At 61.7% G+C, this 13,308-nt stretch carries 14 protein-coding genes and 5 tRNA genes; all 19 read left to right on the top strand.

Going from position 1 to position 13,308, the window contains the following annotated elements; translation table 11 throughout:
- Positions 1–112: 112 nt before the first annotated feature.
- The 19 genes from NFR87_RS09835 to obgE all read left to right on the top strand — a co-directional run bounded on the left by NFR87_RS09835 (position 113) and on the right by obgE (position 13,254).
- Positions 113–188, top strand: a tRNA-Asn gene (locus NFR87_RS09835).
- Between the two features lie 71 nt (positions 189–259).
- A tRNA-Ile gene (locus NFR87_RS09830) sits at positions 260–336 on the top strand.
- A 3-nt stretch (positions 337–339) separates the two neighbouring features.
- Positions 340–415 (top strand) — tRNA-Trp (locus tag NFR87_RS09825).
- A 40-nt stretch (positions 416–455) separates the two neighbouring features.
- A tRNA-Asp gene (locus tag NFR87_RS09820) sits at positions 456–532 on the top strand.
- Positions 533–559: 27 nt separating this feature from the next.
- Positions 560–635, top strand: a tRNA-Thr gene (locus NFR87_RS09815).
- 87 nt (positions 636–722) lie between these two features.
- Positions 723–1,400, top strand: a complete 678-nt coding sequence (tsaA, locus tag NFR87_RS09810) for a tRNA (N6-threonylcarbamoyladenosine(37)-N6)-methyltransferase TrmO (RefSeq protein WP_251449232.1) — start codon at positions 723–725, stop codon at positions 1,398–1,400.
- A gap of 50 nt (positions 1,401–1,450) precedes the next feature.
- Entirely contained in the window at positions 1,451–2,191 is a 741-nt protein-coding gene (locus tag NFR87_RS09805; RefSeq protein WP_251449230.1) for an AzlC family ABC transporter permease, read from the top strand.
- Entirely contained in the window at positions 2,181–2,489 is a 309-nt protein-coding gene (locus NFR87_RS09800; protein WP_251449228.1) for an AzlD domain-containing protein, read from the top strand. The genes NFR87_RS09805 and NFR87_RS09800 overlap by 11 nt, the downstream gene beginning before the upstream one ends.
- A gap of 213 nt (positions 2,490–2,702) precedes the next feature.
- Positions 2,703–5,336 carry a pyruvate, phosphate dikinase gene (ppdK, locus tag NFR87_RS09795; RefSeq protein WP_251449226.1) on the top strand — a complete coding sequence of 878 codons (2,634 nt, stop codon included), beginning with the start codon at positions 2,703–2,705 and terminating at the stop codon, positions 5,334–5,336.
- Positions 5,337–5,660: 324 nt separating this feature from the next.
- A complete protein-coding gene (locus NFR87_RS09790) occupies positions 5,661–6,203 on the top strand; it encodes a DUF1836 domain-containing protein (RefSeq protein WP_251449224.1) in 543 nt (180 codons plus the stop codon).
- Between the two features lie 3 nt (positions 6,204–6,206).
- Entirely contained in the window at positions 6,207–7,079 is an 873-nt protein-coding gene (locus NFR87_RS09785; RefSeq protein ID WP_251449222.1) for a DegV family protein, read from the top strand.
- A gap of 101 nt (positions 7,080–7,180) precedes the next feature.
- Positions 7,181–8,125, top strand: coding sequence for a 50S ribosomal protein L11 methyltransferase (gene prmA, locus NFR87_RS09780; RefSeq protein WP_251449220.1), 945 nt, complete (start codon positions 7,181–7,183; stop codon positions 8,123–8,125).
- The gene (locus NFR87_RS09775) at positions 8,122–9,222 is read left to right on the top strand and encodes a metallophosphoesterase (protein ID WP_251449218.1); all 1,101 of its coding nucleotides are present in this window, start codon (positions 8,122–8,124) and stop codon (positions 9,220–9,222) included. Before prmA ends, NFR87_RS09775 begins: the two co-directional genes overlap by 4 nt.
- Before the next feature lie 16 nt (positions 9,223–9,238).
- Positions 9,239–10,414 carry an iron-containing alcohol dehydrogenase gene (locus NFR87_RS09770; RefSeq protein WP_251449216.1) on the top strand — a complete coding sequence of 392 codons (1,176 nt, stop codon included), beginning with the start codon at positions 9,239–9,241 and terminating at the stop codon, positions 10,412–10,414.
- Positions 10,415–10,643: 229 nt separating this feature from the next.
- Positions 10,644–10,826, top strand: a complete 183-nt coding sequence (locus NFR87_RS09765) for a hypothetical protein (RefSeq protein ID WP_251449214.1) — start codon at positions 10,644–10,646, stop codon at positions 10,824–10,826.
- Positions 10,827–10,972: 146 nt separating this feature from the next.
- Complete coding sequence (gene rplU / locus NFR87_RS09760) at positions 10,973–11,284, top strand: 50S ribosomal protein L21 (RefSeq protein WP_251449212.1); 312 nt, start codon at positions 10,973–10,975, stop codon at positions 11,282–11,284.
- A complete protein-coding gene (locus NFR87_RS09755) occupies positions 11,284–11,613 on the top strand; it encodes a ribosomal-processing cysteine protease Prp (protein ID WP_251449210.1) in 330 nt (109 codons plus the stop codon). Before rplU ends, NFR87_RS09755 begins: the two co-directional genes overlap by 1 nt.
- Positions 11,614–11,617: 4 nt before the next feature.
- A complete protein-coding gene (rpmA, locus tag NFR87_RS09750; RefSeq protein ID WP_251449208.1) occupies positions 11,618–11,902 on the top strand; it encodes a 50S ribosomal protein L27 in 285 nt (94 codons plus the stop codon).
- Positions 11,903–11,970: 68 nt separating this feature from the next.
- Entirely contained in the window at positions 11,971–13,254 is a 1,284-nt protein-coding gene (gene obgE, locus NFR87_RS09745; RefSeq protein WP_251449206.1) for a GTPase ObgE, read from the top strand.
- The last annotated feature ends 54 nt before the right edge of the window (positions 13,255–13,308 follow it).

Here is a 13,308-nt window from a genome sequence, read left to right as displayed (position 1 = left end):
CAGTTAAGCTCACTTGCGCCGACGATACTTGTCTGGCAACGGACTGGTAAAATAGGTGACGCCAACACAAAGAAGAGGGCCTGGCCCGACCAGGCCAAGCCCTCTTTTATATTCCTCAATAGCTCAGTCGGTAGAGCATGCGACTGTTAATCGCAGGGTCGTTGGTTCGAGTCCAACTTGGGGAGCCATAGAGATGCGGCTTGCCGCCGCTGTGTGGCGACGGCAAGCCGTTTCCCTGTTTTAATAGAGGCTGACATGTGGGCCTTTAGCTCAGTTGGTTAGAGCAGCCGGCTCATAACCGGTCGGTCCTGGGTTCGAGTCCCCGAAGGCCCACCATATAGGGGTATAGCTCAGTTGGTAGAGCAGCGGTCTCCAAAACCGCGTGCCGAGGGTTCGAGTCCTTCTGCCCCTGCCATGGGTACAAGCGGGTTCTCCGCATACCATATAGAAAAGATGGCGCGGTAGTTCAGTTGGTTAGAACGCCGGCCTGTCACGCCGGAGGTCGTGGGTTCAAGTCCCATCCGCGTCGCCATCTGTTGGGCGCAGCCGCGCCTGACACGCTGCTATAGCTCAGTCGGTAGAGCGCATCCTTGGTAAGGATGAGGTCCCCAGTTCGAATCTGGGTAGCAGCTCCAGAAACGCCTGATTTCTAACGGAATCAGGCGCTTTTCTTTTACAGGCTCCAGCGGCCTGCCGGGAAAGGAGTGAAAAGGGTGGAGGATATGACGCTGAAGGTGATCGCCCAGATGGAGAGCGAGTTTCCCACCAAGTTTGGGATCCCCCGGCAGAGCGGCCTGGTGGAAGGGCTCCGGGGGACGGTGGTCTTTGAGCGGGAATTCCGCAACCCTGACGTTCTGCGGGGGATAGAGAGCTTTTCCCACCTATGGCTCCTCTGGGGCTTTTCAGAGGCCCGGCGGGAGAACTGGTCAGCCACCGTGCGGCCTCCAAGGCTGGGGGGCAATGAGCGGGTCGGGGTCTTCGCCACCCGCTCCCCCTTTCGGCCCAATCCCCTGGGCCTGTCCTGCGTTAAGCTGGAGCGGGTGGAGCTGGAGACCGCCCGGGGCCCGGTGCTCCACGTCTCCGGGGCCGATCTGATGGATGGTACGCCCATATATGATATCAAGCCTTACGTGCCCTACGCCGACTGCCGCCCGGCGGCGGCCGCGGGCTTTGCGTCTGCCCCGGAGGCCCTGACGGTGGAGTTCCCGCAGGCGCTGCTGGAGAAAGTGCGCCCGGAACGGCGGGAGGCCTTGAAGGGGGTGCTCTCCTGCGACCCCCGGCCCCACTATCAGGCAGATCCCCAGCGGATCTACGGCATGGAATTTGCCGGACTGGAGGTAAAATTCACTGTGGCGGGACAGACCCTCACTGTGGTGGACGTGGAGGAGAAGGGGAGATGAGGCGGACAGACGCCGAAGCATCTCAGACCAAAGAAAAAAGAGGAATAGATATGTGGAAAGAACAGAGGGGGCCGCTCCGGGATGGGATGCGGGACGGCGTGCCCATCGCCATGGGCTACTTTGCCGTGGCTTTCTCCCTGGGCATTGCCGGGCGCAGCGCCGGGCTCACCGCCGCCCAGGGCTTTGTCATCAGCATTTTGAACCACGCCTCCGCCGGAGAATACGCGGGCATCACCGCCATCGCCGCCCTGGCGCCCTATTGGGAGCTGGCGGTGACCATTTTCATCACCAACGCCCGGTATCTGCTGATGAGCTGCGCCCTGAGCCAGAAATTTGCGCCTGGAACCTCCCTGTGGCACCGGATCGGGGTGGGCTTCGGCATTACCGATGAGATCTTCGGCATCGCCATGGCCCGGCCGGGGCCGGTGGAGCCCCTTTACAATTATGGGGCCATGGCGGTGGCCATCCCCAGCTGGGCAACCGGCACGGCGCTGGGGATCATTGCCGGGAACATCCTGCCGCTGCGGGTGGTCAGCGCACTGAGCGTGGCGCTCTATGGGATGTTTTTGGCCATCATCATCCCGCCCGCCCGGAAGGATCGGGTGGTGGCTGTTCTGGTGGGCCTCAGCTTTGCCGCCAGCCTTGCCCTGGGGAAGGCGGCGGCGCTGTGGCAGGTGGGCTGGCTCACGGGTGGCACCAGAGTCATTTTGCTGACGCTGGTGCTGGCGGGGGGCGCGGCGGCGCTGTTCCCCATCCCGGAGGAAAAGGAGGAGGAAGGGCATGAGGGGTAACATTTACATCTACATTGCCGCCATGAGCCTGGTGAGCTTTGCCGTCCGGGTGCTGCCCCTGACCCTCATTCGGGGGCAGATCGAGAACCGGTTTATCCGCTCCTTTCTCTACTACGTGCCCTATGTGACCCTGGCGGTGATGACCTTCCCCGCCATCGTGGAGGCCACCCAGTCCCCTGTGGCGGGCCTTTTGGCTTTGACGGTGGGCGTGGCGCTGGCCTTTCTGGGGGCGGGGCTTTTTCCTGTGGCGGTGGTCTGCTGCCTGGTGGTGCTGGCGGCAGAGCTGATCCTGTGCTGAAGAGGCCCTTTTTGCCGCCTGGCGGCAAAAAAGATTTTGGCGACATTTGACCGTTTTCAGAACAAAAAGTGGGAAAAGGAAAAAACAAACCCCCAGTTTAGGAAAAACATGAAAAGATTCCTTGATTTTCCTATAGAACCTGATTATAATGGAAATCAAGCATCGCCCTTTTTACAAATCATATCGCAAAGAAAATCAAGGAGGTCAAGTCCTATGTCCAAAAAGTACGTTTATAAGTTCTCTGAGGGCAACAAAGACATGCGTGAGCTGCTGGGCGGCAAGGGCGCCAACCTGGCCGAGATGACCGCGGCCGGCATGCCCGTTCCCCAGGGCTTTACCGTCACCACCGAGGCCTGCACCCGTTACTATGATGACGGCCGTGCCATCGCCCCCGAGATCCAGGAAGAGATCATGCAGAACCTGACCTGGCTGGAGGAGCTCAACGGCAAGAAGTTCGGCGACCCCACCAACCCCCTGCTGGTCTCCGTCCGCTCCGGCGCCCGGGCCTCCATGCCCGGCATGATGGACACCATCCTGAACCTGGGCCTGAACGATGTGGCCGTTGAGGGCTTCGCCAAGAAGACCGGCAACCCCCGCTTCGCTTACGACTCCTACCGCCGCTTTATCCAGATGTTCTCCGACGTGGTTATGGAGCTTTCCAAGAAGCGTTTTGAGGAGATCATCGACGACGTCAAGGCCAAGAAGGGCGTCAAGCTGGACGTGGATCTGGACGCCGAGGACATGAAGCAGCTGGTCGTCCTCTTTAAGGAGTTTTACAAGAAGGAGAAGGGGGAGGAGTTCCCCCAGGATCCCAAGGTTCAGCTGATGGAGGCCGTGAAGGCTGTGTTCCGCAGCTGGGATAACCCCCGGGCCAATGTCTACCGCCGCATGAACGAGATCCCCTACGACTGGGGCACCGCCGTCAACGTGCAGACCATGGTCTTCGGCAACTCCGGCTCCAACTCCGGCACCGGCGTGGCCTTCACCCGCAACCCCGCCACCGGCGAGAAGGCCCTGTTCGGCGAGTACCTCATCAACGCCCAGGGCGAGGATGTGGTGGCCGGCGTGCGCACCCCCTCTCCCATCTCCAAGCTCCACGAGGAGATGCCCGCCGTTTACGACCAGTTCGCTGAGATCGCCGACCGGCTGGAGAAGCACTACAAGGATATGCAGGACATGGAGTTCACCATCGAGGATGGCAAGCTCTATATGCTCCAGACCCGGAACGGCAAGCGCACCGCCGCCGCCGCTTTGAAGGTGGCTGTGGATCTGGTGGACGAGGGCATGATCGACGAGAAGGAGGCTGTGCTCCGGGTGGAGCCCAAGCAGCTGGACTCCCTGCTCCATCCCCAGTTCGACGCTGACGCCCTGAAGAAGGCCGCGGTCGTCGGCAAGGGCTTGGCCGCCTCTCCCGGCGCCGCCTGCGGCAAGGTGGTCTTCACCGCCGAGGAGGCCAAAGAGTGGCACGAGCGGGGCGAGAAGATCGTCCTGGTTCGTCTGGAGACCTCTCCCGAGGACATTGAGGGCATGCAGGTGGCCCAGGGCATCCTCACCGTCCGGGGCGGCATGACCTCTCACGCCGCCGTGGTGGCCCGTGGCATGGGCACCTGCTGCGTGTCCGGCTGCGGCGAGATCGTGGTGGACTACGACAAGAAGTGCTTTACCCTCGCCGGCAAGACCTATAAGGAGGGCGACTGGATCAGCATTGACGGCTCCACCGGCAACATCTATGGCGAGGCCATCAAGACCGTGCCCGCCGATCCCTCCTCCGGCCCCTTCGGCCGCTTCATGGCCTGGGCCGACAAGTACCGCCAGCTCCAGGTCTACACCAACGCTGACAACCCCCGGGACGCCAAGCAGGGCTATGACTTCGGCGCCCAGGGCATCGGCCTGTGCCGCACCGAGCATATGTTCTTCGAGGGCGACCGCATCAAGGCCATCCGGGAGATGATCGTCTCCGAGAACGCCGAGGAGCGGGCCAAGGCTCTGGCCAAGATCATGCCCCTCCAGCAGGGCGACTTCGAGGGCATCTATGAGGAGATGAAGGGCCAGCCTGTGGTCATCCGCTTCCTGGATCCCCCTCTCCACGAGTTCGTCCCCACCAAGGAAGAGGACATTGTGGATCTGGCCAAGGAAATGGGCATTACCGTGGATCGCCTTCACGAGATCATCAACGGCCTGCACGAGGTCAACCCCATGATGGGTCACCGTGGCTGCCGTCTGGCCGTGGCCTATCCCGAGATCGCGGAGATGCAGACCGCCGCTGTCATTAACGCCGCCATCAACGTCCAGAAGAAGCACCCCGACTGGAAGATGGTTCCCGAGATCATGATCCCCCTGGTGGGCGAGGTCAAGGAGCTGAAGTTCGTCAAGGACGTGGTGGTGAAGACTGCCGACGCCATCATTGCCCAGTCCGGCATCGACATGAAGTATGAGGTGGGCACCATGATCGAGATCCCCCGCGCGGCCCTCACCGCCGGCGAGATCGCCAAGGAGGCGGAGTTCTTCTCCTTCGGCACCAACGATCTGACCCAGATGACCTTCGGCTTCTCCCGGGACGACGCCGGCAAGTTCCTGGGCTACTACTACGACGAGAAGATCTATGAGAGCGATCCCTTCGCCCACCTGGATCAGACCGGCGTGGGCCAGCTGGTGGAGATGGCCGCGAAGGCCGGCAAGGCCACCCGTCCCAGCATCCACATGGGTATCTGCGGCGAGCATGGCGGCGACCCCACCAGCGTGGAGTTCTGCCACAATGTGGGCCTGAACTACGTCTCCTGCTCCCCCTTCCGGGTGCCCATCGCCCGGCTGGCTGCCGCCCAGGCCGCTATCAAGAACCCCCGCTGAGCGCGGAGAAGCAGGCAACAAATGAGCTTGGACTGGAGCGAGGGCGAGCGAAGAGCCGCAAGGCGGCTCCGTAGACCAGCCCGAGTCGTAGGGAAAGCGAATTTGTGACTTGCCTGCTTCGCAGCGCGACAAGTCCAATGAATAAAAAGAGGCCCGGAGGAGCTCCTCCGGGCCTCTTTTTTGCGCCCACAGGGTGGAATAATTTTGTTATGTGACCTGAAAAACGGAAAATGTCCCAATTTCAGGCTTTACGAACGCTATATAATAGTGGTATAATACCTCCGTTATCCTGATATTAAAGATAAGATACTGCGAGGGGACGTCATGGAAGAACTGAGGGAACTGAAGGCGCGCCTGGAGACACAGCGGCCCGTGGACTGGGACGGCCTTCCCGACCTGAACCTCTATATGGATCAGGTCATCGGCTATATGCCCCGCCAGCTCATCCAGTATGAGGAGGCGGAAGGACTCACCTCCGCCATGGTGAATAACTACATCAAGGACGGACTTCTGCCCAGGGCGGAGGGGAAGCGCTACTCCAGAGTGCATCTGGCCTACCTCACCGCCATCTGTGCCCTGAAGCAGGTGCTCCCGGTGCGGGACGCGGGACTTTTGGCCGCCGACAACGGCGGCGGAGAGGCCCGGGACATGTACGAGCGGTTCCGGCAGGCGCTGGATCAGGCCCTGAGCGATACGGCGCAGAGGCTGGATACAGACTGCCCGGAGGAGGAGCTGCCCCGGCTGGCGCTGACCCTGGCCCTGGCCAGCTACGCCAACAAGCTGGCCTGTGAGCGGGTCATCGGCCTTATTCGAGAAAAGGCCCCGGCCGGCGAGGGGAAAAGCAAGAAAAACAAAAAGGAGAAATGAACTATGAGTGAGTATGTCATCGTTACCGATTCCTCTGCCGACCTGACCCAGGAGCTGGTGGAGGAGCTGGAGCTGAGCGTTCTGCCCCTGAGCTTTACCATCCGGGGCACTACCCTGGAGGATCACCCGGACAAACGGAACATGAGCTCCAAGGAGTTTTATCAGCTGCTCCGGGATGGGGAGATGTCCACCACCTCGGCAGTGAATATGCAGCAGTACATCGACCTGCTGGAGCCTGTTCTGACTGAGGGGAAGGATGTGCTCATCCTCTCCTTCACCTCCGGCCTTTCCAACACCTGCCAGGCCTCTATGATGGCGGCCTCTGAGCTGCGGGAAAAGTTCCCGGAGCGGAAGATCGAGGTGGTGGACACCCTGTGCGCCTCGGCGGGACAGGGGCTTTTGGTCTGGTGCGCGGGGAAAAAGCGGCTGGCCGGGGAGAGCCTGGAGGCCGTCAGGGACTGGTGCGAGGAGAACAAGATGAAGGTGTGTCACTGGGTCACCGTCAACGACCTGATGCACCTGAAGCGGGGCGGGCGCATCTCCGCCACCACCGCCCTGGCGGGCACGCTGCTCCAAATCAAGCCCATCATCCACGTGGACGACGCAGGCAAGCTGGACACGGTGGATAAGGCCCGGGGGAGAAAGGCCGCGCTGGATTACCTGGTGAAGAAGGTACAGGATACCGCCATCGACCCCCAGGAGCAGACCGTTTTCCTCAGCCACAGCGACTGCCAGGAAGACATCGAATATGTGGCGGCCCAGCTCAGGGAGAAGGTGGGGGTCAAGGATGTGAAGATCTGCGACATCGGCCCTGTCATCGGCTCTCACACCGGGCCTGGCTGCGCGGTGGTGTTCTTCTTTGGCCAGCCCCGGTAAGCGTTGACAGAAACGCCGGGATACAGTACAATTCAAAAGAAGAGTTTTCACCAAGACGGCGGGGGAAGACCCCGCCGTCTTTTGACAGGGAGGGAAAGGCGATGAACGACTGGCTGGAAGTGACGGTGGAGACCACCGACGGGGAGATGGACGACCTGGCGGCCAAGCTCACCATGAATGGCGCCGAGGGACTGGTGCTGGAAAACGAGGCCGATTTCAAAAACTTCCTGGAGCAGAACCGCCAATACTGGGATTACGTGGACGACGCCCTTTTGGAGCGGATGCGGGGAGTGGCCCGGGTCAAGTTCTACGTTACCGACGACGATGCCGGCCGGGCGCAGATGGCGCAGGCACTGGCGGGTATCGACGCCCCTGTGTCCACCGTTCCCCTGAAGGAGGAGGACTGGGCCTACGGCTGGCAGAAGTACTACCAGCCCATGGCGGTGGGGGAGAGGGTCTATATCGTACCTGAATGGGAACGGGGCAAGGCCGTCCCTGAGGGCCGCAAGGCGGTCTATCTGAATCCGGGGCTCACCTTTGGTACCGGCTCCCACGCCTCTACCCAGCTGTGCCTTGGTCTGCTGGAAAAGCACCTGGCTCCGGGCGACGCCGTGCTGGATCTGGGCTGCGGCAGCGGTATTTTGTCCATCGCCGCCATGAACCTGGGGGCAAGTCGGGCCCTTGGCGTGGACATCGACCCCAAGTCGGTGGACGTGGCCTATGAAAACGCCGCTCTCAACGGCATCGGACTGTCCAGCTACACCGTCCGGGCGGGGGACATGCTCTCCGACAAAAAGCTGGTGGAGGAGCTGGAGCAGGCGGGGCCCTTCCGGATGGTACTGGCCAATATCGTGGCCGATGTGATCATCCCCCTCTCCGCCCAGGTGGAGCGCTTTCTGGCCCCGGACGGGGTGTTTATCTGCTCGGGCATCATTGATACCCGGGCGGAGGAGGTGGCCGCCGCCCTGAAAGGGAACGGGCTTACCATCCTGGAGCGGGCGGAGAAGGACGGCTGGTGCGCCCTGGCGGCGGAGGCTGGGGCATGAGGACGATAGTCCGGCCGGTTGCGCTGCCCCCCGGACGGCGGGTGCTGGTCATCAGCGACCTCCACGGAAATCTGCCGCTGCTGAAGGGACTGCTCCGCAAGGTGGGCTTTTCCGGGGAGGATATCCTCATTGTGCTGGGAGACATCCTGGAGCGGAACGAGGGCAGTCTGGACACCCTGCGCTATGTGATGGAGCTGTCGGAGCGGTACACCGTCCACACCATCCTGGGCAACTGCGATAACATCGTTCCCGCCTTTGCCGACGACCGGCCTGACATCCCGCAGGAATTTTACGAGCGGTGGTTTCGGATGCAGGGAGAGCGGTGCCTGCTGGTGAAGATGGCCCATTTGGCGGGGGTGGAGGTGACCTCCCGGCTGGACTTTCCCGCCGCCCGGGCGGCCATCAACAGGGACTTCGGCCCGGAGCTGGATTTTCTCCGGGGCCTGCCCCACATTCTGGTCAACGACGACTACCTCTTCGTCCACGGCGGCGTGCCCCGGGAGGAGCGGCTGGAGGAGCTGGACGCCCACAGCTGCATGAAAAACGACGACTTTCTGGGCCAGGGATACTCCTTCCACCGCTGGGTGGTGGTGGGCCACTGGCCCGTGACCCTCTATCACAGCCACATTCCCTCCGCCAAGCCCATCCTTCTGTACGACCGGCACATTGCCAGCATCGACGGGGGCTGCACCCTGAAGGCGGACGGGCAGCTCAACGCCCTCATCCTGCCGGAGCGGCCCGGGGGAGAATTTTCCTATGTAGCCTACGACGGCTTCCCGGTGATGACCGCCCTGGACGACCAGGCCCCCTCGGAGGACTCCATCAACATCCGCTGGGGCCGCAGCGCTCTGGAGGTGCTGGAGAAGGGGGAGGAGTTCTCCCGGTGCCGCCACCTGGAGAGCGGCCGGGTGCTGGATGTGCTCACGGAATATCTGCGCTATGACGAACGGGGAGTCCACTGTGAGGACTCCACCGACTACCGCCTGCCGGTGAAGGCGGGGGAGCGGCTGAGCGTGGTGCGGCGCACCAGCCGGGGCACCCTGGCCAAAAAGGACGGCGCCACAGGGTGGTATTCTGGCCGATTGAAAGAAGAATAAAAAGGAGGAAAAAGCGATGATGAACTTCAATTATTACACACCCACAAAGGTGATCTTTGGAAAGGGGACGCTGGATCAGGTGGGCCAACAGGTCAAGGATTTCGGGGGCAAAAAAGTCCTGATCCACTACGGCGGCGGCAGCGTAAAGCGCTCCGGAGTGCTGGACCGGGTAAAGGCGTCTCTGGATCAGGCGGGGATCGGCTGGACAGAGCTGGGAGGCGTGGTTCCCAATCCCCGGTTGGGATTGGTGCGTCAGGGCATCGAGCTTTGCAGGAAGGAGGGGGTGGATTTCCTCCTGCCTGTGGGGGGCGGCAGCGTGATCGATTCCGCTAAGGCCATCGGCTACGGGGTTGCCAACGACGGGGACGTTTGGGATTTTTACGACTTCAAGCGCGTTCCTACCGCCTGTATGCCCGTGGGCGCAGTGGTCACCATTTCCGCCGCGGGCAGCGAGATGAGCAACTCCTCGGTCATCACCAAGGAGGAGGGCGGCATCAAGCGCAGTTATAACAGCGACATGGGCCGGCCCAAGTTTGCCATCATGGATCCTGAGCTGACCATGACCCTGCCGGACTACCAGACCGCCTGCGGCTGTGCCGATATCCTTATGCACACGATGGAGCGGTATTTCAATGTGGATACGATGGAGCTTACCGACGTACTGGCCGAGGGGCTGATGCGGGTGGTCATGGACGAGGCCAGGGTGCTGGTAAAGGATCCAAAGAATTATGAAGCCCGGGCCAATGTGATGTGGGCGGGGAGCCTTTCTCACAATGGCCTTACCGGCTGCGGCGCAGGCAACGGCGACTGGGCCTGCCACCGGCTGGAGCATGAAGTGGGTGGAATGTTCGATGTGGCCCATGGGGCGGGCCTTGCCGCCCTTTGGGGCACCTGGGCCCGGTATGTGCTCCCGGAAAAGCCCGGCCGGTTTGCCCAGTTCGCCGTCAACGTGCTGGGAGTGGCCCCCCAGGGGGACGATACCGCCACGGCGCTGAAGGGCATTGAGGCGATGGAGGAGTTTTACCGGGAGATCAAGATGCCCACCAACCTGCGGGAACTGGGGGTGGAGCCCACGGAGGAGCAGATTTTGGAGCTGGCGGAGAAGTGCGACGCCGCAAACCGGGGCGCGCTGGGCGTGGTGAAGCGGCTGACCCGGGAAGATATGGCGGAAATTTACCGCCGGGCAAAATAAAAGGCGCAAAAAGGAAAGGGCCGCCGGAGGGCGGCCCTTTCCTTTATTCTCTCGGCCAGTCCAAGCCTTTGGGCAGACCGAGAATATAATCGGCGGATACTTTGTAAAGACGGCACAGCTCCTTCAGCCGCCCAATTGTCATGGCTTGACTTCCGGTCTCATATTTCCCTATTTGCTGTAAGGTGCTATATTTTTGAAAAGAACCTTATAGGGGTGTGGGGGATGAATTATGGACGAGCAGAGGATCCAATGGTCGGAGGAGATCGCCCGGCTTCGGGAGGGGGAGGGGATGACCTTCAAAGCCATTGGAGAGCGGTATCAGATCTCTCCGGAAAAGGTATCCTATCTATATCAAAGCTTTTTGCGCCGCCGGCGGCCGTCTTGCCAAATTGGAGGAGGAAAAGCGGCGTAAGGCCGAGGAAAAGGATCATTTATCCGCAAAATCTATTGACATTTTCAATTTGGATTGATATACTACTAAAGCCGCTTTGAATGGGCCTGAAGTGAGCACAGCGCTCCGCCCCCGACAGCGAGCCCGTAATGAAGGAGTTGAAACACATGCACGCGATCATTGAGACCGGCGGCAAGCAGTACAAGGTGGCGGAGGGCGACACCCTCTTTATCGAGAAGCTGCCTGTGGAGGCCGGGGACAACGTGACCTTCGACAAAGTCCTGGCCATTCTGGACGGGGACAAGGCCACTTTCGGCACTCCCGTTGTGGAGGGCGCCAAGGTGGACGCCAGCGTCGTGAAGAACGGCAAGGGCAAGAAGGTCATCGTCTTCAAGTACAAGCCCAAGAAGAATTACCGCCGTAAGCAGGGCCATCGTCAGCCCTACACCAAGGTGACCATCGGCAAGATCCACGCCTAATGATCACCGCCACGTTTCATTTAGAGGGCAGCCGCATCACCTCCGTTCAGGTGGAGGGCCACAGCGGACTTGCCCCGGCGGGGGAGGACATCCTGTGCGCCGCCGTCACCAGTGCCGTCCGTGTTACCGAGTGCGCCGTCAACGACGTGCTGGGACTGGAGGCCAGCGTGAAGGTGAAGCCGGACAAGGCTCTGATCTCCCTCAAACTCCCCGGAGGACTGGGGCAGACCAACGAGAGCACCTGTCAGACCCTTCTGACCGGCCTGATGGTCTACTTCACCCAGCTTCAGGAGGAGTATCCCGACAATATCATCGTCATGGAGGTGTAATCCAATGCTGAAGATCGGACTGCAATTTTTCGCCCACAAAAAGGGCGGCGGCTCCACCAAGAACGGCCGTGATTCCCATGCCCAGCGCCTGGGCGTCAAGCGGGGCGACGGCCAGTTCGTACTGGCGGGCAATATTCTGGTGCGTCAGCGCGGCACCCATTTCCACCCCGGCACGGGTGTGGGCAAGGGCAGCGACGATACCCTGTTCGCTCTGCGGGACGGCACTGTGAAGTTCTCCCGTCTGGGCAAGGATCGCAAGCAGGTCTCCATCGAGGAGATCGCCCAGTAATTTGGGACAGAGGAACGCCCCGGACATAAAACCATGTCCGGGGCGTTTTTTCAAAGGAGGCCCTTTTTATGGCCAATGGCTTTATTGACAAGGCCCGCATTCTGGTGCGGGCGGGCGCGGGCGGCGGCGGCGCGGTGGCCTTCCACCGGGAGAAATATGTGGCCGCCGGCGGCCCTGACGGCGGCGACGGCGGCCGGGGAGGCGACATCTGCCTGCGGGTGGACGAGCATATGTCCACCCTGATGGACTTCCGCTATAAGCGCAAGTATGTGGCCCCCAACGGCCTGCCGGGCCAGGGGAACCGGAAGTCGGGCAAGGACGGGGACGACCTCACCATCCGGGTGCCCCGGGGCACTGTGGTGCGGGACGCCGAGACCGGGGAGATCATCTGTGACATGGCCGGCCAGGATACCTTCGTGCTGTGCCGGGGCGGCCGGGGCGGCTGGGGCAACCAGCACTTCGCCACCCCTACCCGGCAGGTGCCCCATTTCGCCAAGGCGGGCCTGCCCGGCCAGGAGCGGGATGTGATCCTGGAGCTGAAACTGCTGGCCGACGTGGGGCTGGTGGGGTTCCCCAACGTGGGCAAGTCCACCCTTTTGAGTGTGGTCACCCGGGCCCAGCCCAAGATCGCCAACTATCATTTTACCACCCTGTCCCCCAACCTGGGAGTAGTGGCTCTGGAGGAGGGGACTTCCTTTGTGCTGGCGGACATCCCCGGTATCATTGAGGGAGCCGCCGAAGGGGCCGGCCTGGGCCACGACTTTTTGCGGCACATTGACCGCTGCCGGCTGCTCATCCATCTGGTGGACGTCTCCGGCAGCGAAGGACGGGATCCGGTGGAGGACTTTGAGGCCATCAACGCCGAGCTGGCCCAGTACAGCCCGGAGCTTGCCCAACGGCCCATGATCGTGGCGGGAAACAAGGTGGACATTGTTGCCCACGACCGGGAGGCCCTGGAGGCGCTGAAGGCTCATGTAGAGAAGCTGGGGCTGCCTTTCTTCGAGCTGTCCGCCGCGGCGCACCAGGGAACCCGGGAGCTGATGTATGCCGCCGCGGAGAGGCTCCAGGAGCTGCCCCCCATCACGGTCTATGAGCCCACCTATGTGGAAAAGCCCAAGGAGGTGGACATGTCCGAGCCGCCCACCATCGAGGTCATCGACGGCACCTGGGTGGTGGATGGCCCCTGGTTGCGCCAGCTCATGGCCAACGTGAATTTCGGAGACTACGAGTCCCGCAACTGGTTTGACCGCCAGCTGCGCCAGTCCGGCCTTTTCGCCCGGCTGGAGGAGATGGGCATACAGGATGGGGACACCATCTGCCTTTATAATTTGGAGTTTGAATATCAGCGGTAACCGCGAAAAAGGGGGGGGGGGGGGGGGGGGGGGGGGGGGGGGGGGGGGGGGGGG

Origin of the sequence: Vermiculatibacterium agrestimuris, from assembly GCF_943193085.1 — a bacterium.
GTDB classification, from domain to species: Bacteria; Bacillota; Clostridia; order Oscillospirales; family Oscillospiraceae; genus Vermiculatibacterium; species Vermiculatibacterium agrestimuris.
Note: the sequence above shows the minus strand (reverse complement) of the source record. Positions and strands in the feature narration are given on the sequence as shown.

What these genes read in the sequence shown, in the direction of transcription:
- tsaA (WP_251449232.1), top strand. Translation starts at nt 723, where the DNA reads ATGACGCTGAAGGTGATCGCCCAGATGGAGAGCGAGTTTCCCACCAAG.
- NFR87_RS09805 (WP_251449230.1), top strand. Translation starts at nt 1,451, where the DNA reads ATGTGGAAAGAACAGAGGGGGCCGCTCCGGGATGGGATGCGGGACGGC.
- NFR87_RS09800 (WP_251449228.1), top strand. Translation starts at nt 2,181, where the DNA reads ATGAGGGGTAACATTTACATCTACATTGCCGCCATGAGCCTGGTGAGC.
- ppdK (WP_251449226.1), top strand. Translation starts at nt 2,703, where the DNA reads ATGTCCAAAAAGTACGTTTATAAGTTCTCTGAGGGCAACAAAGACATG.
- NFR87_RS09790 (WP_251449224.1), top strand. Translation starts at nt 5,661, where the DNA reads ATGGAAGAACTGAGGGAACTGAAGGCGCGCCTGGAGACACAGCGGCCC.
- NFR87_RS09785 (WP_251449222.1), top strand. Translation starts at nt 6,207, where the DNA reads ATGAGTGAGTATGTCATCGTTACCGATTCCTCTGCCGACCTGACCCAG.
- prmA (WP_251449220.1), top strand. Translation starts at nt 7,181, where the DNA reads ATGAACGACTGGCTGGAAGTGACGGTGGAGACCACCGACGGGGAGATG.
- NFR87_RS09775 (WP_251449218.1), top strand. Translation starts at nt 8,122, where the DNA reads ATGAGGACGATAGTCCGGCCGGTTGCGCTGCCCCCCGGACGGCGGGTG.
- NFR87_RS09770 (WP_251449216.1), top strand. Translation starts at nt 9,239, where the DNA reads ATGATGAACTTCAATTATTACACACCCACAAAGGTGATCTTTGGAAAG.
- NFR87_RS09765 (WP_251449214.1), top strand. Translation starts at nt 10,644, where the DNA reads ATGGACGAGCAGAGGATCCAATGGTCGGAGGAGATCGCCCGGCTTCGG.
- rplU (WP_251449212.1), top strand. Translation starts at nt 10,973, where the DNA reads ATGCACGCGATCATTGAGACCGGCGGCAAGCAGTACAAGGTGGCGGAG.
- NFR87_RS09755 (WP_251449210.1), top strand. Translation starts at nt 11,284, where the DNA reads ATGATCACCGCCACGTTTCATTTAGAGGGCAGCCGCATCACCTCCGTT.
- rpmA (WP_251449208.1), top strand. Translation starts at nt 11,618, where the DNA reads ATGCTGAAGATCGGACTGCAATTTTTCGCCCACAAAAAGGGCGGCGGC.
- obgE (WP_251449206.1), top strand. Translation starts at nt 11,971, where the DNA reads ATGGCCAATGGCTTTATTGACAAGGCCCGCATTCTGGTGCGGGCGGGC.